This is a genomic window from Alteromonas sp. ABD4_190 (assembly GCF_056160105.1).
In genome coordinates this window covers 3,244,604-3,264,291 of the sequence record NZ_JBSWWN010000001.1, presented here as the reverse complement: position 1 = coordinate 3,264,291, position 19,688 = coordinate 3,244,604, and the positions used below count along the sequence as shown (strand labels likewise).

Here is a 19,688-nt window from a genome sequence, read left to right as displayed (position 1 = left end):
CTTACGCAACATGAGTCAATGTTTGTGAGGATTTAGCATTTGCCGAGCAAGGTAGCGACACGCTAAAGCAAGCGCCACCATCTGGAACGTCAGTGATGTTAAGTGAACCGCTGTGCGCATTTACCACTGACTTCACTACGGCAAGGCCTAAACCTGTGCCGTGAGTTTTGGTTGTAAAAAACGGTTCAAATATTTTATTTTTAAGACTATCTGGAACCCCTGGTCCTTTATCGACCACAGATACATGTAAACGCTGATCACTTACTGTTGCCTGAACGTGCACACATTCGCCTTTGGATGTAACTTGGCTTGCATTGTGGATAAGGTTTAACACCGCACCTTGAAGCGCTGTAAGATTGCCCGTGATAGAAACATCTTGCTCAAACCCTGAAAACGTTAACGTCTGCTGCGCTTGAGTTGTCATGCTATGGGCACTCCCCTCTATCGATGTGAACAACTCTCCCAAACTGATTTGGCTGACCACCTGTTCTTCTCCAGATTTAGCGAAAAGCAGCATGTCGTTAACTTGGCTTTCCAATTCTTTAAGTCTGTCAGTTAGTTTGTTGGCAAACTGGGTTTGCGCTTCTTCGCCTAAACCTTTGCGCGTTAAATTCGACGCATAAAGCATAGCGGCTGAAAGTGGGGTACGAATTTGGTGAGCAAGTGATGCCACCATTTTTCCAAGGGAAGATAAACGCTGCATGTGGCTTACTCGAGCCTGCAGCTGACGAGTTTCAGTCAAATCAGTAATAACAATTAGCTGACCTGGCTCGTTTTCCAGTGGTGTAATAGAAAGTTTTACTCTTCTACCATCAACCAGCGAGACTTCATGGCCGTCATCAGCGCGAGGCTTGAACGAGCGTGTAATAATGCTTCGCCACACTTCTTCTTCAAGCGGTTCGCCTAATAGCGCTTTCGCCTGTTCGTTGGCTTGGCGAACGATGCCTTTTCCGTCGATAACAATGACGCCTGCTGGCATCACTTGAAGTAAATGTTCTAATCGACTTGCTTGCAGTCTCAGCGACTCGACATCTTCACTAGGCGAGGTTTTATAATCACTATGAGGAATTGCCGAGCCGCCACCATTAATTGCATAGGCAGATGCGAAATACTCTGGAGATTGTGGTGTGCTGTCAAAAGCCATATTGCCCTCGTCAAATTGCAGACGCTGTTTAACTATGGCTTAGATAAAGCAGAAGATATGCCAACTTGATATTAGCTTATTTATCAGTAGGATAGATGGTATTTTTAAGGAAAAGCGCAACGTCAATTAGCTGACATTACGCTTCTTCAGTACGCTGGATATCGTATTTCCGCATTTTTTCAACGAGCGTGGTTCTGCGCATTCCAAGCTTGTCGGCGGCACGTGCTACTACCCAATCTTGGTTTTCCAGGGCTTGCTTGATGAGATTCACTTCGAGCTCAGAAAGGTACTCTTTAAGGTTAACACCTTCTGCAGGTAACGAAGACGACACCATACCGTTTAGGCCGTCGTGACTCTGCTGGCTAACGTCTTCTTCTGGCTCTTGCGCTGCAGCCTCAGCAAATAGTTCATTAAAGGCTTCACGCTCAAGCATTTCTTCGGGGTAGTCTGGCTCGTAAGCCTGAACATCACCGTACTGATACTTTTCCGGTAAATCAGCAATATCAACAATCTGTCCTGGATAAAGGATTGTTAATCGCTCAACTAAATTTGAGAGTTCACGAACGTTCCCCGCCCACTCATGCTCCATAAGCGACGCAATAGCTTGCTCGGTAAAGCGTACGCTTTCAACGCCATCTCCTTGAATTCGACTATTCAATTCCTGAAGTAGTAAGGGGATATCATCTTTTCTTTGTCGAAGCGCAGGGCTGTCGATTGGGAAAACGTTGAGTCGGTAGTACAAGTCTTCTCGAAACTTATCTTCGCTGATCATAGTTTCCAAGTTGCGGTGCGTTGCAGCAATAATGCGTACGTTGCACTGGAGTGGCTTATTACCACCTACGCGCTCATAAGTTCGTTCCTGAAGAACACGGAGCAATTTAACCTGCATTTGCAATGGCATGTCGCCGATTTCGTCAAGAAAAAGTGTACCGCCTTCGGCTAGTTCGAAGCGTCCTTTACGTGCACTGATAGCCCCGGTAAACGCGCCTTTCTCATGGCCAAACAGTTCGCTTTCTAGCAGCTCGCCAGGAATAGCACCGCAGTTTACGGGAATAAAGGGCCCGTCTTTACGTTCAGATAAGAAGTGAACATTGCGCGCAACCACTTCTTTACCCGTACCAGACTCACCTAAAATCAACACGGTAGCATCAGTAGGTGCAACTTGCTCTACTAAACGCCTAACAATTTGAATTTGTTCACTTTTACCAATTAGGCTTCTGAATAAACGCGTTTTGGTCCCCGAAGCACGAGATAATCCGGGTTTACGTCTCGAATATTCTTGGCAACGGTGTATCGCCTGCGTTAATACAGGATAGGTTAAAGGTGTTGCAATAACACTAACCAGGTTGCAACTCGCCGTCGCTTGTGTATTACTTTCAACCAATGCGACAAACGGTATGTGCGGAAACTTTTCTACCAGATTACTTACCACTGTGGGCGAGCGGTACTCGATAAGCACGGCATCAGCACCACTTTCATGGAGGTATCGCTCGCATCCACCGAAGCCTCGTGACTGACACGACTCTCCCATGAAGGTAACGATAGTTTCCAAGTTTTGAATAAGTTCCTGATTATCACTAATCAGCAAAATGTTCTTCATCAATTCCCCGAGAACGCTTTGTTATTATTTACAGTTTAGCGCATTTCTAAATTGTAACGACAAAAGATCGGAGCGCAACCGCTGTTTTGGGAAATATATCAATAAAAAAAGCAGGTTACCCTGCTTTTTTCGATTAAATTTAGCCTACCCGACACCATGTAGCCTAGCTTAATAACGATAATACTTGACTTTGCTGCTGATTCGCTTGCGCTTGAACGGTAAGGGCCGCTTGGCCTAATACGTCGTTTGAAGCTTGTTGCGAAGCAGCTTGCGCAAAATCTAAATCTTGAATACGACTGCGTGCTTCCGCAGTATTTACATTAGCTTGAGTGAGTGAGCGCGCAGCACTTTCGAAACGATTTTGTGTGGCGCCCAAATCGCCCCGTGCACTGCCGAGAGTTTCTATCGCCGCATCTGCTGCGCCCAATGCATCATCAATACTGGTGCCTGACGTAATATCGATAGACAGCACATCGTTTAATTGAGCAGCAACATCTTGTGTGTTGACGCTGATGGACTGGCCCGCACTTGAACCTGATTGGAATTCAAGTGAACCATTTTCAGACAATAATGGCTTTCCAGCAAAATTCGTCTGCTCTATGGTAAACGAGATATTTTCTTGTAGCTGGGTTATTTCAGATTGGATAGCACGGCGATCGCCACTGCTCAAAACACCACTACCAGACTGTAAGGTAAGCTCACGAATGCGGTTTACATCGTCATTGATACTACCTAAACCACCTTCAGCTACTTGTGCGAGTGAAATACCATCATATACATTGTTTAATGATTGACGGTTTCCCTCAACTTCGGAAGTCAGCCTATCGATAATTTGTTGGGCTGCTGCGCCGTCAGATGCATTGTTAATTTTCTTACCGCTGGCAAGCTTCTCCATTAAGGATTCTTGCTTCTCTTGTACTTGACTGAGAAGTGAGGACGTTGAACTATTAACTTGCATGATGCTTTCCTAAAGTCTGTAACACTTTAAGTTTAGCAGAAATCTAAGCAATATGTAGCCAACCATTGGTATAATAGTCGATACTTTTACTAACAAATCTATACACTCATGGAATAGTTTGACTTGCCGATAAATAGTGAGTGTGCAGTTTGTTTATTTTCAGAGATTAATGCTATGACTACTGTGGTGACGTACGGCACCTTCGACTTATTCCATATAGGGCATGTAAGGCTTTTAAAGCGATTACACAGCTTAGGCGATAGGCTAGTGGTTGGCTTGTCCTCTGATGAATTCAATACAGTGAAAGGTAAAAACGTTGTCATACCTTATGAAGATAGAAAGGAAATTTTGCTCTCCTGCCGTTATGTCGACAGCGTCTTTCAAGAAAATTGTTGGGAACAAAAGCGAGAAGACCTTAAGCGAGAAGGCGCTGACATATTCGCGATGGGTGATGACTGGATTGGAAAGTTCGATGATCTGCAAGATATCGTTAAAGTAGTGTACCTACCACGCACACAAGATGTCTCTACTACTGAGCTCAAAACCGTTATCAGCGAAATTCAAAATGAGAAAATTCGCCAATTGCAAAGTCTAACTGAGCATTTAAATGCGTTGGTACAGCGGCTGTAATTCCGCAGACGGGCGATGCGCCCTTTTCTAACAGTATTTGACGAAATAATCGTTATGGCCTAATGGTTTATGGCAATACTGCCGACACATGGTATATTTAAATTTAAATCATAAAAATAGCGGGCAAAATATGTTCGACGGTAAGTCAATATTGATAACAGGTGGAACAGGTTCATTTGGTCACAAATATACTGAAACACTATTATCACGCTATAAGCCAAAGCGTTTGATTATCTACTCTCGCGACGAATTAAAGCAATTCGAAATGCAACAAATATTTAATGCTCCTTGCATGCGATATTTCATTGGTGATGTTAGGGATCAAGACAGGCTAACCCGTGCGATGCAGGGGGTTGACTATGTTATCCATGCTGCAGCAATGAAGCAGGTTCCCGCTGCTGAGTACAATCCCACAGAGTGTATTAGAACCAACATTGATGGCGCGGAAAATGTCATTAATGCTGCTATCGATAACGGTGTAAGTAAAGTGATTGCACTTAGCACTGACAAAGCCGCGAACCCAGTTAACCTATACGGTGCAACAAAACTTGCGTCTGACAAACTGTTTGTAGCAGCTAACAATATGGTAGGGGCTAGAAAACCGCGTTTTTCAGTTGTTAGATACGGTAATGTGGTGGGCTCTCGCGGCTCAGTGGTTCCGTTTTTTAATAAATTGATTCAAGAAGGTACTGACCATATCCCTGTTACGCACCAAGACATGACAAGGTTTTGGATAACGCTACAGCAGGGCGTAGACTTTGTACTTAAAAATTTCGAGCGCATGCTAGGAGGGGAGATTTTTGTTCCCAAAATACCCTCTATACGAATTACTGATTTAGCTAAAGCTATGGCGCCTGACTTACCAATAAAAATTGTTGGCGTTAGGCCTGGTGAAAAACTGCACGAAATGATGTGTCCTGGCGACATGGCGTTTCACACCTTTGAGTTCGACGATCACTTTGTTATTGCTCCTGCTATTAAATTCTTCCACCGCAGCAATAATTTCACAAGCAATGCATTAGAAGAGAAAGGTAAGCCAGTAGATGAAGCATTTGAGTATGTTTCAGATACTAACCCTCACTTTCTTTCTATTGATGAAATTGCGGAATTTAATGAGGAAGCGAAAAAGTGATCCCCTATGGTCGTCAGGACATAGACGATGTGGATGTTGACGCTGTTGTTAAAACACTCACATCAGATTGGCTTACTCAGGGACCGCGCGTTCCGGCATTCGAAAGCTCGTTGGCATCTTACTGTGATGCCCAATTCGGCATCGCTGTGAACAGCGCAACATCGGCGCTACATATTGCGTGTTTAGCGCTAGATGTCGGTGCAGGCGATAGAGTTTGGACATCACCAAACTCTTTCGTTGCCTCCGCTAATTGCGCTCTCTACTGTGGTGCGTCTGTAGATTTTGTCGATATAAACATCAATACGGGAAATATGTGTATTGATGCATTGACCGATAAATTAGTAGAAGCGGAAAAAAAGAACTGTCTACCCAAGGTCATTATTCCTGTGCACTTCGCAGGCCAACCGTGCGATATGGCACAAATTGCTAATCTTGCTGAGCAGTACCAGTTCAAAGTCATTGAAGATGCTTCTCACGCCGTGGGTGCAAAGTATGCTGGTAGCACCGTCGGCAGCTGCAAATACTCTGATATATGTGTATTTAGTTTTCACCCCGTGAAAATTATAACCACTATGGAAGGTGGAATGGCAATGACAAATCAACAGGATTTAGCAGACAAGATGCGTCTATTGAGGAGTCATGGCGTATCAAACGACCCAAGTGTAATGCGAAGTAAGGCTCACGGGCCTTGGTACTATGAACAGGTTGGATTGGGCTTTAACTACAGAATGAACGATATTGAAGCCGCACTTGGCACAAGCCAATTAACTAAATTAGACGACTTTATTGCTAAACGGAATTCTGTAGCAGCGCGGTACAGCGAGAGGTTTGCAGAGAATGAGGACATCACACCGTTAGTTGTCAATGAAGCGGCTTACAGCAGCTTTCACTTGTATATCGTTCGCATACCAGAGCTAACTCAACAACAGCAAAGTAAGCTTGTTGAAACACTCAGAGAAAAAGGCATATTTGCGCACCTTCACTACATTCCCATTCATACTCAACCCTACTATACCGACTTAGGTTTTAAGGTGGGAGACTTCCCTAATGCTGAGCGCTATTACAGCCAAGCGATAACTCTTCCCATCTTTCCCAAGCTAACGACTTCACAAATAGATTTTATTGCCGATACCTTTATATCGTCGGTCAATTCTTTAAAAAGGTTAAAAGCTTAATGTAAGTCAACACGCGAATGCGTTTCCCACTTACACGACAGCCATGAGTGTTATGAATATAGCCATCATACCCGCGAGGGGCGGAAGTAAGCGCATTCCTCGAAAAAACATTAGATCATTTTGTGGTAAACCAGTTATTGCTTATTCGATAGAAGCGGTGAAAGAAAGCCGACATATTGATCGCGTTTTCGTATCCACCGATGATCGTGAAATAGCTGAAATAGCACAAACATATGGTGCGGAAGTGCCGTTTTTGAGAGAAGCATCTCTTGCAGATGACAAAACAGGCACCACACCGGTAATAAGACAAACTTTAAAACAGTTAATTGACCAAGGTCTTTCGATTGACATTTGTGCTTGTGTTTATGCCACTGCTCCCTTTCTAACAAGTCAGATAATTGATAAGGCGGTTGAAAAGCTTCAAAAAGAAAATGCTGGCTTTGTATTCACCGCTAATCAATTTTCGTTTCCTATTCAGCGAGCGCTGCTAGAGGGTCCGCACGGTGAAGTGACAGCTTTCTCAAAAGAAAACATTGGTAAACGTTCGCAAGATTTAGTCGACACATTTCACGATGCAGGCCAGCTGTATATTGCACAGAATAAGACTTGGATGAATCCTACTGCTCGTGTTTTTTCAAAGAGTTCGCGCATGATAAAGTTACCCAGTCATTTGGTGCAGGACATAGACACGGAACAAGACTGGAAACGCGCCGAAGTTATGTTCAAAGTACTTAAAGAAATGGGAGAATATTAGTGTGCGCTTGGCTATACGCGTAGACGCATCAACGAAAATAGGTGGCGGCCACGCAATGCGTTGCATTACCTTGGCAAAAGCGCTTAGACATGCCTTCAAGGTCGACAATATTCAGCTGGACGTCATCGCTGTTAGTACACAAGGCGCTAACATGCTTGAAGCCACTTTTGAGGCTGCCGGCATTAGTATTACGTACGTTCCTAAAGTAGAGAGCGACGTTGGTCACATCAATGCAGAAATTTGGGTTGTCGATCACTATAAACTCGACGCTAAATTTGAAAGTGAATTGGTTGATGATGGCGCTATCGTTGTCGTGATTGACGACCTTGCTAACAGAAAACACAACTGCCACTTACTTATCGATGTAAACTTGTCAGAGAATTCCGAACAGCGTTATACCTCGCTGATACCAAAGGATTGTTCGCAGCTAATTGGGCCTAAATATGCGCTGTTAAGGGAAGAGTTTTATCAGGTACGTCAAAAGAACATCATAAGAAAACCCAAGCATGTACTTATTTGTTTCGGGGGTAGCGACCCAACGAATACGACCTCTACTGCTTTACAGGCACTGGCAAAAGTTAAAGAATTAAGTTTAACCGCCGATGTGGTGATAGGTGCAGGTAACATGTATAAACAAGCTGTGATCGAACAAGCTCGATTAATTGATGGGATAACAATTCACATTAATAGCGACAACATGGCTGAATTAATGTGTAAAGCTAGTTTGATGATTAGCGCCGGTGGCAGTATGCATTGGGAACGCTGTGCCTGTGACTTGCCCGGCGTCATTATTACCATTGCAGATAACCAACGCGAGGCAACCGAATATTTAGCCTCACTAGGTGGCTGTGATTATTTAGGTCATGTTAACTCTGTTTCAAGTGACGATATAGCTACTTCGCTAAGAAATCACTTTTCAACCACTGCTAAAGAGCTTGATGCTCAAACAGATTTAAACAAAATTGTACCACTGGGTGGCGGAGCGTCTTTGATAAGCAAAGAGATGATATCGTTAATGAGAAATAGAGATAGTCAACGGGGTTTAAGCATTGAAGAACATTAAAATTGACAGTTTCAATGTGGGAGAAGGGCTCCCCCCTTTTATTATTGCCGAACTTTCTGGCAACCATAATCACGACCTGAATCTTGCACTTCAGATGGTGGATGCTGCCGCTGACGCGGGCGTTCATGCTTTAAAACTGCAAACATACACTGCAGATACAATGACTATCGATGTAGCAAAAGGTGAGTTTTTTATTGATGATGAAAGCAGCCTTTGGCACGGTAGTTCTTTATATGAGCTTTACAAAAAAGCATATACCCCATGGGAATGGCACCGCACTATTTTCGAGCGAGCTAAGGCCCGTGGCATGACTGCTTTCAGTACGCCATTCGACTCAACAGCGGTTGACTTCTTAGAATCCTTAGACGTCCCATGTTATAAAATTGCATCCTTTGAGAACACTGACCATAGCCTACTCGCCAAAGTTGCTAAAACAGGTAAGCCTGTCATCGTTTCTACCGGGATGGCAAGTCTTGTTGAGATTGCCGAGACTGTGGAAGTACTAGAGAACAATGGATGCTCAGAGTATATATTACTAAAGTGTACTAGTCAGTATCCCGCCGACCCAGTTAATGCAAACCTTGCAACCATTGAACACATGAAGCAAATGTTTAACTGTCAGGTTGGACTATCAGACCATACGACAGGCATTGGCGTTGCTGTAGCAGCAACGGCATTAGGCGCTACAGTTATAGAAAAGCATTTCGTCATTGACCGAAAAGCGGGAGGAGTCGACGCAGCATTTTCGCTTGAACCAGCTGAGTTTACAGCGCTGGTTGACGAAACTAAGCGCGCTGCTATCGCGGTTGGCAAGGTAAATTACGGTTGCACGCCCTCTGAATTAAACTCGCGCACTCATCGACGTTCACTTTACGTTTGCGAAGACTTAGTTGCAGGAGACGTGTTAACCGAATCAAATTTACGGGCTATTCGCCCTGGCCTTGGTTTGGCAGTGAAGCATTTGCCCACGCTTCTGGGTAAGCCAGTTACAAAGGCGGTGAACAAAGGCACACCTATGTCATGGGACTTAGTGTAAACATGGCTACACGTTCGCCCAGCAGCCGTTTTTCGCCTCTCACTTCAAATGAACTTGAACTTGTATTGCAATGGCGCAACCAGCCCCACATACGCCAAAACATGCACAACCAAGATGAAATTACTTGGTCACAGCATGAAGCGTGGTTTGACGCGTTAAAAAATGACGAAAGCCGCTGTTTTTTCGTCTTCTATCAAAATGATAGACCTATTGGTGTGTTAAATTTCTCAGAACATCAATCTACACCTTACACGCTTGAATGGGGGTGTTATATCGGTGAAGGTGATGTATGGCCTGGTTCTGGACTTCTATTAGAAATCGCCGCCCTACAATATGCACTTGAATTGAAAGATGCGGCGGTACTCTACGCAGAAGTTCTATCGTTCAATAAAAGCGTCATTAAACTTCATACCCTTTTTCAATACACGGCCTTAGAGGATGGGCGTACTTTCACGCAAAATGAAGAGAGACATTCGGTGAAGCGTTTTGAATACAAACGGGAACAATGGCAACGCAATAAAACCAAAATATTGAGTCGGTTGCCTAAACAAGTTAGTGCGGCAGCGAACTTTATTCAATTTGATTTATAATCCTTCCACAACAATTTAAGAGAAAAAACAAACATGTCTGAATTAAAACAGACCATATTAACGAGTATGGAACAAGTTGCACTGATAGCAGATTGCACCCTGATTGAAAATATTTCAGACGACACCGTTTTATTGCAAAGTGGTTTAGATTCTTTGGGCTTTGCTATGCTGGTTGCGCAACTTGAAGAGGAATTAGGCGTAGATCCCTTTAGCGAAATGGAGTTAGCCGTCTATCCAAGAACGTTGGGCGAATTTGTTAATGTTTATAGCAACACATTGAAATAGAAAAATACATTTCCGTGAAACCCTTAATCGAGCAACTCAAGGCATTTACTGGCACCGCAATCATCACATCTAGTGGCGAAAAAATCTCGTTCACTTCTCTTATTTCTAATGCTGAGGCCCTCCGAGAGGAGTTAAAAGCCTTTAGCGCAAAAGAGAGTATGCTTAGCGAAGAAAAGAGCCTCAGTAGCACAGGCCTGAATATTCAAGACCCAGATCCATCCGATATCAAGGTTGGTCAACAGCGCGCGGCCGACCCAAAGGTTCAAGAGCGTGAGCTTTTCTACTCATCAGTATCAGAGTTCATCGCTATATTACTCGCTCTTGAGGGGCTTAAAGAGCAATTCTCTATTCTATCAGATCGATTTTGTTATTCGCCCATTTCCACCAAGGAAAACAAAGGAGCTATTCACTCAACGTGGCTGCTTTACACGTCAGGCACCACAGGAAGACCCAAGAAGATAGCGCATAATACTGAAAGCCTATGTGCCTCTATTAGGCTTAGCGAAACAACATCTCATTGTTGGGGACTCACCTATAAGCCTAATAAGTTTGCAGGCCTTCAGGTTCTACTTCAAAGTCTGTTAAACGGCGACTGTCTAGTTGACTGCACCTTGGGCACGTTAGATGAGAAAGTAGCGTTAATGGTTGAGAGCAAAGTTGGCGCAATATCAGCCACACCGTCTTGGTGGCGACAACTCTTAATGACACAAAGTTTAGAAGCGCTTTCACTATCTCGCATTACGCTTGGGGGAGAAATAGCGGATCAGCAATTGCTCAATGCCCTTTCATCTCATTATCCCTCAGCCAAAATTTTTCATATTTATGCGTCTACTGAAGCCGGTGTGGGTTTTGCTGTTAGTGACAAAAAAGCAGGTTTTCCCCTTTCATGGGTAAAAGACGGTGTAAACGAAACTCAATTAAAGATAAAAAACAATCTATTATGGGTGAAACCTATTTGTGACAATATCCGACTCAATACGACAGTGAACACCATAGAAATAGACGAATTGGGGTATATCAATACGCAAGATGTTGTATTTATCGAAGACGAGAGGGTTTACTTCAAAGGGCGTGTGAATGGGGCCATTAATGTGGGTGGTCACAAAGTTTTTCCTGAGACGGTGGAAAACGTGCTATTAACCTCGCCTCTCGTCGCACAAGCTAGAGTATATGGTAAAGAAAATAAGATTTTAGGTAGTATTGTCGTGGCCGATATAGTGTTGAAAACGACACCTGAGAGCGTTAAGCACAAAGACATACAGCTCGCTTTATTGCTCCATTGTAAAGCGCACTTGGGCAGAAATGATATGCCCACGAAAATCAATGTCGTCGATGAACTAGCCCTATCCGATACTGGTAAGCTAGTTAGACAATGAACTAATCAGTACTGCAAGGAATAACTCCGTTGAACTCGTCTTTGAAAAGCCAAAAGAATACTGTTGTTGTTACCGGAGCGAGTCGTGGGCTCGGGCTTGCCATATGCACGCTGTTACTTCAAGAAAACTACTTTGTCGTGGCTATTTCACGCAGCCTGAGTGAAAATTTATCGCGCCTTTGTGAGGCTCATAAACAGTCAATTGCTCACATCCCATATGACTTGGCAGATCTTAATGGCATCCACGCACTGTGTAAATCAATCACAGAATTATACGGCCGCCCTTACGGATTGGTGAACAACGCTGCAGTTGGGTTGGACGGTGTGTTGGCCACCATGCACAACAGTGAGATCAGCACATTACTCGATATCAATGTACAAGCTCCTATTTTGTTAAGTAAGTATCTATCCCGTAGCATGATGCTAAATCGCACCGGTCGCATTATTAACATATCTTCGATTATAGCCAGTACAGGATTTAACGGCTTAAGCGTGTATGCAGCGAGTAAAGCCGCATTAGAAGGGTTTACCCGCTCGCTTTCTCGTGAAGTGGGTAAAGCGGGCATAACGGTAAACTGTGTTGCACCAGGCTATATGCAAACTGAAATGACGTCCTCACTGCAAGGTGACAAATTGGAAAGCGTGAAACGTCGCAGTCCTTTAGGCAGATTAGCTTCGCCTGCCGACGCGGCCTCTGCCGTGCTTTATTTAATGGGTGAAACGGCCAAATCTATGACCGGCACAATTATAACGGTTGACGCTGGCTCAACCGCTTAATACTTTCATTGATTAGAGCACGAAGCCTGACGGGAACAACATGCGCACCGGTATTAACAAAAACACCCCGCTTTATATTGCACCTGCCAACCCCGCTGGCAGAAAGTTAGCTAAACGCCTTAAAAGCGCAGGCTATTGTGTAAATGGCTTTGTAGATAACCTCAAACAGGGTGATGATATCGTTAACGATATTGCTCATTTCCCTGCCGCCGCACAGGTTGTGTTGCACAAGAGTACTTATACTGACGATGTTGCGGCTGGTTTGGTAAAGCGACATTTCCCACGAAAGTCTTTGTGGTTATGCAATGAAATGGATATTTTTCCTAAGTCAGAAAACAACGTATTGCCATCTGAAACACAGCAGACCACGCTATCTTTTTCTCGCTATCGTGCCCCAGTAAGTTATTGTATAAGCCGATTTTGGTTCACTATGTGTGCACTTGTCTTAAAAACAGTGCGAATGGCTGCACCGAAGCGCTCTTATCTCTACTACGCTGAAGGGTTCTTCGATACCAATGTACTGCTTGCGTATCGTGAGCATAAGCAACAACACCATAAAGAATCTTTTTTGCTAGGCCTAAACTTAAAACAACATATTTCTGAACTGGATAATGACGAAACAAAGTTTGAAAAATTATCTTTCAAAGTATTGTGGAAAATCTGTTGTGCCAAGCGAATTATTGTCGACCATGAGTATACTGGAAACACATTCACAATATTGCGCAAGTTTATTCCAGTCGTTCAGTTGTGGCATGGCTTGCCCTATAAAGCTTTAAGTGGCAACAAACACTATCCAGATATTTGCGACGACATTTTTATTTCGAGTTCGGCGTGGTTCAACCAAGAAATTTTCCCGAAGATTTTCAGAGCGAATACTTACTTGGCGTTGGGCTACCCAAGAAATGATGCATTTTTTCAAAGTCCTTCTGAACGTGACTGGATCAATGCAGAGCCTTTTGAGCTTATTGAGAAAGTAAAGCAAGAATCAGGCGACTTTATTGTTTATGCTCCAACATACCGAGACTGGGGTAATAATGAGTACCCTCTTGATTTAGATACACTCAATGCCTGGTGCTGTGAAAATAAACGGGCGTTCGTTCTTAAGTTTCATCCTTTTATCTCACGTTTGTTTGGCGAAGCCATGGGTCTTGAAGAAAGTGATAGATTACAACGACTTCCTAATCACCCGGCTATTTACCTCTATCCGAGCGGTAAAAATGTCTACCCTTGGCTTGCAGAGGCATCGGTCCTTGTTACTGATTATTCTTCAATCGCGTATGATTTCTTACTTGCCAATAAACCGATCATCTACTTTCAATACGATAAAGAAGAGTACTTGAAACTGCGAGGTGAGACATTGGTCAGCGACGACGACTTTATTGCCGGTGACGTGGTTTCTAGTATTGAGGAAATGCTCAACTGCTTATCAGTTAAGTCAGAACTCGATGCTCCGATAGTGAATTTCGCTGTGAATAAAAGGCAACCAGAACTGCTAGATAAATTTCAAATGAACAATCGTCCATCATCTCGCTTGATAGTCGCCCGTTTACGTCAAGACTAAACTTTTGATGTAAAAACCAAACAACGCGTTGGTAGTGCGAATTTACTCTAAATAGTACTGCCCGAAGATTGACATTATTGTCTCAACAGACTCGGGCGTTATATGTCTGTAATCATCTTTCCAAGGCGAATCTACATAATTATTCACAAGCTCATATGAAGGGAAGTAAAACAGATTCTCATCGTTTTTGCTGGATATAAATTCATGAATTACCGCGCGCAAAGTCGCCTTTGAAGCAGTATTAGCACAAACAACAGATTTTCCGTGATATGACCCTAGAAGAGGTATGGGTGAAAGCGTAAACAGAATTTTGGAATCAGGTTTATTGTGTTTTATAAGCGTGTAAATTTTTTCAAGGTTATTTAAATTTTCACTAAAAGAAACAAAACGGCTTTCAAAACGCTCAGGATCAAGTTTTCTATTGGGCACGAACTTCCACAGATATTGCTCATTCTCTTTGTCATACCATGCTTCGGTGAGACCCAATGTGATAATAAAGAAGTCTGTATTTTTGATGATCGACTTACATGCATCCATGCTGTGATAAGTCTGAGCTTTCTCTTCCGCACTCCCTATAAAAACTGAGCCAAGAGGCTTGTCGCTGAAGGCCCATTCAAATTGGGCTAACAATGCTGGAGTGTGAACCATTATCTCATCAATTCTAATTACGTCTGAAAGATTGTGATCCCAACTGTGGGCATTCACTTTGTATCCTTTCTTAAGTAAAAAGCGAGATACGTTACCTGCGAAGCAAGACCCGAATGCCGTAATATTCGTTTCTTTGGATATGATAGGTGCGCTGGGCGAGTAGCCGTGCATAAAGTAATCAGCTACTGCGTCTGCACTAGCAAGCTGCTCATTCCCCGGCCATCGATTGAGCCCGGCAAAGCCATGTTTTTCAAGTACGCTCATCTTTTTCATGAAAATCCCCACTGTTCCAAAGCGCTTTCTTAAGTATCGGCCACAATGCCACTCGCTTTAGATTTTTAGCGTATCGTACTTTTAATAACGATTTTAGTTAAGTAAATCTAAGTGTTGCCGCTACTATATAAACCCGTCTAAGGAGAGAATTAGCAATGCTGTCAAAGCGATTTAGAAGTGATGATATTTCGTTAATGCCCTTAAATAAGGCGCAGACTGAAGCGCTTAATACATTTCGTCAGAAGCTAGCAAACAACAGCTTACGATACGAAGCCGTGCAGTGCTTGTGTGGTGAAGATGATTCCTACACACTTGCTCAGAAAGATAGATACGGGATACCGCTTAACACAGTAATTTGTAAAAAGTGCGGACAAGTTTACTCTAAAGAACGGCTAGACCCTGAAAGCTCCGAATTATTTTATGCCTCACTTTATCGAGAGTTATACGTTGGCAAAGAAGTAGCTGATGAACGATTCTTCAATAAACAGCATAGGAGAGGCAATAGAATTTTTTCGTTTCTTGAACCTTACAGAGAGAAAAAGCATCAACACGTTTTAGAAATAGGATGTGGAGCTGGCGGTATCCTCTACCCTTTCCTTCGTAACGGTGATTCTGTATTGGGGATTGATCTAGGGGAGCGATACCTTGAGTTTGGCAGGTCCTTAGGTCTTGAGCTAGCTTGCATTTCATCTCATACGTTAAAAGAAGAACGGCCGAAACACTTCGACGTAGTTATCTTGAGTCACGTGCTAGAACATTTTTCTAGCATAGAAAGCGAGCTTGCTAGCATAAAAACGCTTCTTAAAGATGATGGTTTACTTTATATCGAGGTGCCTGGTCTTTTTAATCTGAAAGAGTCTTACGACTGCGATTTTTTAAAATATCTTCAAAATGCACACAACTATCACTTTAATCTTGCAACATTGAAGAACACACTAAAACGCGCTGGCTTTTCTTTGATAAGTGGCGATGAGTCAATCAGGGCCGTTTTTAAGCAAAGTGATCATGCTACAAAAAGTGTCGCAAACGAATATGGGTCTATTAATACTTTTCTAACTCATTTAGAACGTGAACGAGACTCTTTAGCTAAGACGTTACATCATAAAAAATTAGAAAAATGGTCAAAGCTGATATTAACTTTAGAAGAATATATTAGCCGAAAAAGCACTGAAGTTATCGCGCTTTATGGTACAGGGCAACATACATCAACGCTTCTAAGTAGCTTAAATGAAAACATCAAAGCATTCATTGATTGCGTATTAACCCCTGACTCATCTTTTCAAGACAAAACCATAGAAGGGATAAAGGTCACAACACTAGAACGCGTACAACCAGACGTCATTATAATTAGTTCCGACAGCTTTCAAGAATCGATTGCTAGACGATTAGAGTACTTAGAAAAGCGAGGTACTGAAATCCTCTCTCTTTATAAGTAGTGTTAGCTTTGCATTACTTAACACTGAGCGAGAGTGCTTTGTCGAAATCTTCTTGAGTGTCAACATCTATAGAGCTCTCATTAGACATAAGGTACGGTAATGTAGTTTGTTGATACTGGCTACCTAGGTGCTGACTTTCATAAATAAAAATCGCACCATTGGGCATGAAAACATCTGCATTTTCTTGTCTAGCAAAACCAACGCCTCGGTTGAGTTTATCATCGAGGAAACGTAGACATCCCCTTTCATCTTTGTGAAGCAGCCAACGGTATTTCGACTCCACTTGATAAACCGATGCCATTGATTTAGGAGAATAATCTAAAGATAAAAACGTCTTTAGCGCTTCAGAGATATGCGAGGTCGTTCTTAACGGAGAAGTAGGCTGTAATACAACAACAATATCGTAGCTTTCCCCTCTTTTTTTTAGTTCGTCTACTGTACTTTCAACTACTGACATCAGTGAAGCGTTATCATTTGACAGTTCAGGGCTTCTAAGGAACGGAACTGACGCCCCATAACTTTTACCTATTTTAGCGTATTGCTCACTGTCAGTAGACAAAAGCACTTCATCAATCTCATCTACTTTCCGTGCAGCTTCGATAGTCCATGCTAATAGAGGCTTGCCGTTAAAAACGAGAATATTTTTATTTTTAAGCCCTTTAGAACCAGAACGAGCCGGTACTATTGCTAAAACGCGTTTTTTCGCTATCACCTATCGACTCCTGGACGATTAGAATGTCTTAACTGCATCAAAGGTTTGTTTTAACTTATCATCATAGACTTCAAGCGTGATAGTTTTTTCCGAGTAATCATACTTTTTCAGTAAGTGGTAGATTTCTGATGAATTAGTGAAACCTTGATTAGTATCAGCTAGTCCATTGTTGTCACTAAAGTGAAGGTAGTCAGTTTTTGGCATGAGATGTTTTAACTCATCTTCAAACGACTTAGATAAGCTTTCACAACTCACTTTTAGATGAGCAATATCCAGTAATAGGTTAATCTCGCAGGCATCATTTAACTTAGCTATTGAATGGGCGTCTGTTGCTAGAAACGGATTTATATTGCCAAATGCTCTTTTATTGGCACTAGAAAATACGTTATTTTCCACATAGAGCTTTACCCCTTTTTCCTCGGCAACAAGCTTAAGCTCTTTCCATGCAACGGCAAACCTTTCTATTGCTTCATTTTCTTCCTGCAAATCAACAGCATCGAACTGCTGCCCTAGCTTTTTGTAATCCGGCTGGAAGCGAAAACCTGCATGAATTCCATATTCCTTTGCTCCCAACTCCTGTGACAATGATATTGCCTCTAGAACATGGGAGATAGATCGCTCTCTAACTTCGTCATCGCTTGCAGACAAATTTAAAACAAAGTGGTTCTCTGGGGGGGGGAAATAATTGTGACATCTATAAGTAAGTCTATATTGCCCCTTCAGCTGAATTAGCTCATCTTTCCAATTAGGGTAAAGATTGGTTCCTCCAGATAACTCAATATGCGAAAAACCTGCTTTCGCTAACTCCTCGACGCTTTCAGAAATTTTTCGGTTATTTACGCAACTGCTTGAAACAAAAATATTACTATTCATTTTAACCTCTTCACTGGCGTGCCAACATAGATACCTGGTTCATGAATCGATTTGTTTACAAAGCTATTAGCACCTACAGTTACATCGTCACAGACTGAAACATTATCTTTTATCACTGCTCCGGCACCAATAAAGCAGCCTTTCCCCACCCGTGCCCGCCCCAATATTTTTGCTCCGACCGCTATATGGGAGTCATTACCCACCTTAGCTTCGTGCTCAACTATAGAGTAAGTGTTTAAAATGACATTCTCGCCTACTTGAGCTAACGGGCCGACATAGGAACCTGCAAAAACTTGGCTGTATCTGCCAATTTTTGAAGAGGGTTCTATCAAAGCAGACGGATGTAGTAATGGTAAAGGGTATATTCCCTCACCAATCTCTAATAGAACTTTGCGTCTTGCTGTGTTGTCTCCGATGGCGACTACACTGCTATGTTCGGAGAGGTTGAGATCTTCACTGTAAATGTCACTCACTGGGATACCGAGTATTTGCTCTCCCGGTACCACCCTTCGGTCAACCACTCTTTCTACAGAAATATTACACGCCGACAAAAGTGCTAGCAGGGAACGAGAGTGCCCCCCCGCTCCAACTACATTGACTTTTATAACTCGATTCTCAGTGCTCAATGATGTCACCCGGCGCGTAATCTAGCGTAGCAAGTTCTCCCACTAACTCACTAAGAAAGTTAGCAGGAACGCCTTTTCCACCAGTCCTTCTCGCTATCATGTTTTCTGAGGTTAACGCTTCACCTGCAGAAATATATGTCGCGGCCACTAAGCATTTTTGAAGCGCAAGCCTATTTTCTTTTTCACATAACTCTACACGCTTAATTTCTCTGCCCATCATAGTTTCAACTTTACGTATTTCATCAATAAATAAAGAAAGCTCTGAAGGTGATAAAGATGCTTGATGATCAGGCCCAGGCAATGATTTATCTATAGTAAAATGTTTTTCAATAATTGAGGCGCCTGCTGCAACTGCATAGGGAGAAGCACCAATACCGCTTGTATGATCAGAATATCCAACAACCACTTGGTAATCTTCCGCATATTTTTTCATTACCCTGAGGTTTAGTTGAGATAGCGGCGCAGGATAACTCGACGTACATTGCAATAAGACCAGATCTTTACAATTGCCTTTAAGTGCTTCTATCGCTTCGTCTACTTCAGACTGCTCACTCATTCCAGTGGAAAGAATGAGTGGGATATTTGCGTGCGAGGCTCGCTCTATAAATGCTAGATTAGTAAGGTCTGTTGAGGATATTTTTAATGCAGCAATCGGTAAAGTTAGTAAGAAAGTGAGGCTGGGTTCATCAAAAGGCGTAACAATAAAATCTATTCCGTGCTCCGCTGCATATTTAGCTAGATTTTCACAGTCACTCGGCGAAATCTCCAGTGCTTTTAACATCTCATATTGGCTTTGGCTCTCGCTGTCAGTCTCAATTTGATAAGTCGCTTTTTTCACATTAGTTTTGATAAGTGACTCAGTATTAAACAGTTGGAACTTTACTGCATCTGCACCTGATTTGATCGCTATATCTATCAACTGATAAGCAAGTCGAATATCGCCATTGTGATTGACCCCTGCCTCAGCAATTACATACACAGGTTTTTGGGCGCCAATAACATGATTAGCAATTTTTATTTCTTTAGAGAAACTCGGCATG

20 protein-coding genes are annotated in these 19,688 nt (G+C 42.7%); 12 read left to right on the top strand and 8 right to left on the bottom strand.

Annotation, left to right across the window (positions count from 1 at the left end; genetic code table 11):
• Position 1: 1 nt before the first annotated feature.
• The 3 genes from ACXAFM_RS14230 to ACXAFM_RS14220 all read right to left on the bottom strand — a co-directional run bounded on the left by ACXAFM_RS14230 (position 2) and on the right by ACXAFM_RS14220 (position 3,702).
• Complete coding sequence (locus tag ACXAFM_RS14230; RefSeq protein WP_474834998.1) at positions 2-1,144, bottom strand: sensor histidine kinase; 1,143 nt, start codon at positions 1,142-1,144, stop codon at positions 2-4.
• 136 nt (positions 1,145-1,280) lie between these two features.
• Complete coding sequence (locus tag ACXAFM_RS14225; protein WP_474834996.1) at positions 1,281-2,744, bottom strand: sigma-54 dependent transcriptional regulator; 1,464 nt, start codon at positions 2,742-2,744, stop codon at positions 1,281-1,283.
• A 163-nt stretch (positions 2,745-2,907) separates the two neighbouring features.
• Entirely contained in the window at positions 2,908-3,702 is a 795-nt protein-coding gene (locus ACXAFM_RS14220; protein WP_474834994.1) for a flagellin, read from the bottom strand.
• Between the two features lie 174 nt (positions 3,703-3,876).
• On the opposite strand from ACXAFM_RS14220, the gene ACXAFM_RS14215 reads away from it, so the two are divergent.
• The 11 genes from ACXAFM_RS14215 (at position 3,877) to ACXAFM_RS14165 (ending at position 14,080) form a co-directional block, all read left to right on the top strand.
• Complete coding sequence (locus ACXAFM_RS14215; protein ID WP_474831543.1) at positions 3,877-4,332, top strand: adenylyltransferase/cytidyltransferase family protein; 456 nt, start codon at positions 3,877-3,879, stop codon at positions 4,330-4,332.
• 130 nt (positions 4,333-4,462) lie between these two features.
• Positions 4,463-5,464 carry a UDP-N-acetylglucosamine 4,6-dehydratase (inverting) gene (gene pseB / locus ACXAFM_RS14210; RefSeq protein WP_474834992.1) on the top strand — a complete coding sequence of 334 codons (1,002 nt, stop codon included), beginning with the start codon at positions 4,463-4,465 and terminating at the stop codon, positions 5,462-5,464.
• A complete protein-coding gene (gene pseC, locus ACXAFM_RS14205; RefSeq protein WP_474834990.1) occupies positions 5,461-6,639 on the top strand; it encodes a UDP-4-amino-4,6-dideoxy-N-acetyl-beta-L-altrosamine transaminase in 1,179 nt (392 codons plus the stop codon). Before pseB ends, pseC begins: the two co-directional genes overlap by 4 nt.
• 52 nt (positions 6,640-6,691) lie before the next feature.
• Positions 6,692-7,393 (top strand): pseudaminic acid cytidylyltransferase, encoded by a 702-nt coding sequence (gene pseF / locus ACXAFM_RS14200; RefSeq protein ID WP_474834988.1) that lies wholly within the window; start codon positions 6,692-6,694, stop codon positions 7,391-7,393.
• 1 nt (position 7,394) lies between these two features.
• A complete protein-coding gene (gene pseG, locus ACXAFM_RS14195; RefSeq protein WP_474834986.1) occupies positions 7,395-8,456 on the top strand; it encodes a UDP-2,4-diacetamido-2,4,6-trideoxy-beta-L-altropyranose hydrolase in 1,062 nt (353 codons plus the stop codon).
• Positions 8,443-9,492: a pseudaminic acid synthase gene (pseI, locus tag ACXAFM_RS14190; protein ID WP_474834984.1), complete on the top strand. Its 1,050-nt coding sequence runs from the start codon at positions 8,443-8,445 to the stop codon at positions 9,490-9,492. The genes pseG and pseI overlap by 14 nt, the downstream gene beginning before the upstream one ends.
• 2 nt (positions 9,493-9,494) lie before the next feature.
• Positions 9,495-10,082 (top strand): UDP-4-amino-4,6-dideoxy-N-acetyl-beta-L-altrosamine N-acetyltransferase, encoded by a 588-nt coding sequence (pseH, locus tag ACXAFM_RS14185; protein ID WP_474834982.1) that lies wholly within the window; start codon positions 9,495-9,497, stop codon positions 10,080-10,082.
• A gap of 33 nt (positions 10,083-10,115) precedes the next feature.
• The gene (locus ACXAFM_RS14180; RefSeq protein ID WP_474834980.1) at positions 10,116-10,367 is read left to right on the top strand and encodes an acyl carrier protein; all 252 of its coding nucleotides are present in this window, start codon (positions 10,116-10,118) and stop codon (positions 10,365-10,367) included.
• 14 nt (positions 10,368-10,381) lie between these two features.
• Entirely contained in the window at positions 10,382-11,743 is a 1,362-nt protein-coding gene (locus ACXAFM_RS14175) for an AMP-binding protein (protein ID WP_474834978.1), read from the top strand.
• A 29-nt stretch (positions 11,744-11,772) separates the two neighbouring features.
• Positions 11,773-12,519, top strand: coding sequence for an SDR family NAD(P)-dependent oxidoreductase (locus ACXAFM_RS14170; protein WP_474834976.1), 747 nt, complete (start codon positions 11,773-11,775; stop codon positions 12,517-12,519).
• A gap of 40 nt (positions 12,520-12,559) precedes the next feature.
• Complete coding sequence (locus ACXAFM_RS14165; protein WP_474834974.1) at positions 12,560-14,080, top strand: CDP-glycerol glycerophosphotransferase family protein; 1,521 nt, start codon at positions 12,560-12,562, stop codon at positions 14,078-14,080.
• Positions 14,081-14,122: 42 nt separating this feature from the next.
• Here the strand turns inward: ACXAFM_RS14165 and ACXAFM_RS14160 are convergent, their stop codons facing one another.
• Positions 14,123-15,001 carry a GSCFA domain-containing protein gene (locus tag ACXAFM_RS14160; RefSeq protein ID WP_474831573.1) on the bottom strand — a complete coding sequence of 293 codons (879 nt, stop codon included), beginning with the start codon at positions 14,999-15,001 and terminating at the stop codon, positions 14,123-14,125.
• 155 nt (positions 15,002-15,156) lie between these two features.
• On the opposite strand from ACXAFM_RS14160, the gene ACXAFM_RS14155 reads away from it, so the two are divergent.
• Positions 15,157-16,437, top strand: coding sequence for a class I SAM-dependent methyltransferase (locus tag ACXAFM_RS14155; protein WP_474834972.1), 1,281 nt, complete (start codon positions 15,157-15,159; stop codon positions 16,435-16,437).
• 13 nt (positions 16,438-16,450) lie between these two features.
• On the opposite strand, the gene ACXAFM_RS14150 is transcribed toward ACXAFM_RS14155, so the two are convergent.
• The 4 genes from ACXAFM_RS14150 to ACXAFM_RS14135 are packed head-to-tail and all read right to left on the bottom strand — an operon-like array spanning position 16,451 to position 19,687.
• Complete coding sequence (locus tag ACXAFM_RS14150; protein ID WP_474834970.1) at positions 16,451-17,149, bottom strand: acylneuraminate cytidylyltransferase family protein; 699 nt, start codon at positions 17,147-17,149, stop codon at positions 16,451-16,453.
• A gap of 18 nt (positions 17,150-17,167) precedes the next feature.
• The gene (locus ACXAFM_RS14145) at positions 17,168-18,022 is read right to left on the bottom strand and encodes a sugar phosphate isomerase/epimerase family protein (RefSeq protein ID WP_474834968.1); all 855 of its coding nucleotides are present in this window, start codon (positions 18,020-18,022) and stop codon (positions 17,168-17,170) included.
• On the bottom strand, positions 18,019-18,657 hold the full coding sequence (locus ACXAFM_RS14140; RefSeq protein WP_474834966.1) for a NeuD/PglB/VioB family sugar acetyltransferase: 639 nt from the start codon (positions 18,655-18,657) through the stop codon (positions 18,019-18,021). Before ACXAFM_RS14140 ends, ACXAFM_RS14145 begins: the two co-directional genes overlap by 4 nt.
• Positions 18,638-19,687, bottom strand: coding sequence for an N-acetylneuraminate synthase family protein (locus ACXAFM_RS14135; RefSeq protein WP_474834964.1), 1,050 nt, complete (start codon positions 19,685-19,687; stop codon positions 18,638-18,640). The genes ACXAFM_RS14140 and ACXAFM_RS14135 overlap by 20 nt, the downstream gene beginning before the upstream one ends.
• Position 19,688: the final 1 nt, after the last annotated feature.

Excerpts from the sequence above, each read along its gene's own strand:
- ACXAFM_RS14230 (WP_474834998.1), bottom strand. The coding sequence starts at position 1,144 with ATGGCTTTTGACAGCACACCACAATCTCCAGAGTATTTCGCATCTGCC.
- ACXAFM_RS14225 (WP_474834996.1), bottom strand. The coding sequence starts at position 2,744 with ATGAAGAACATTTTGCTGATTAGTGATAATCAGGAACTTATTCAAAAC.
- ACXAFM_RS14220 (WP_474834994.1), bottom strand. The coding sequence starts at position 3,702 with ATGCAAGTTAATAGTTCAACGTCCTCACTTCTCAGTCAAGTACAAGAG.
- ACXAFM_RS14215 (WP_474831543.1), top strand. The coding sequence starts at position 3,877 with ATGACTACTGTGGTGACGTACGGCACCTTCGACTTATTCCATATAGGG.
- pseB (WP_474834992.1), top strand. The coding sequence starts at position 4,463 with ATGTTCGACGGTAAGTCAATATTGATAACAGGTGGAACAGGTTCATTT.
- pseF (WP_474834988.1), top strand. The coding sequence starts at position 6,692 with ATGAATATAGCCATCATACCCGCGAGGGGCGGAAGTAAGCGCATTCCT.
- pseH (WP_474834982.1), top strand. The coding sequence starts at position 9,495 with ATGGCTACACGTTCGCCCAGCAGCCGTTTTTCGCCTCTCACTTCAAAT.
- ACXAFM_RS14180 (WP_474834980.1), top strand. The coding sequence starts at position 10,116 with ATGTCTGAATTAAAACAGACCATATTAACGAGTATGGAACAAGTTGCA.
- ACXAFM_RS14165 (WP_474834974.1), top strand. The coding sequence starts at position 12,560 with ATGCGCACCGGTATTAACAAAAACACCCCGCTTTATATTGCACCTGCC.
- ACXAFM_RS14160 (WP_474831573.1), bottom strand. The coding sequence starts at position 15,001 with ATGAAAAAGATGAGCGTACTTGAAAAACATGGCTTTGCCGGGCTCAAT.
- ACXAFM_RS14155 (WP_474834972.1), top strand. The coding sequence starts at position 15,157 with ATGCTGTCAAAGCGATTTAGAAGTGATGATATTTCGTTAATGCCCTTA.
- ACXAFM_RS14145 (WP_474834968.1), bottom strand. The coding sequence starts at position 18,022 with ATGAATAGTAATATTTTTGTTTCAAGCAGTTGCGTAAATAACCGAAAA.
- ACXAFM_RS14135 (WP_474834964.1), bottom strand. The coding sequence starts at position 19,687 with ATGCCGAGTTTCTCTAAAGAAATAAAAATTGCTAATCATGTTATTGGC.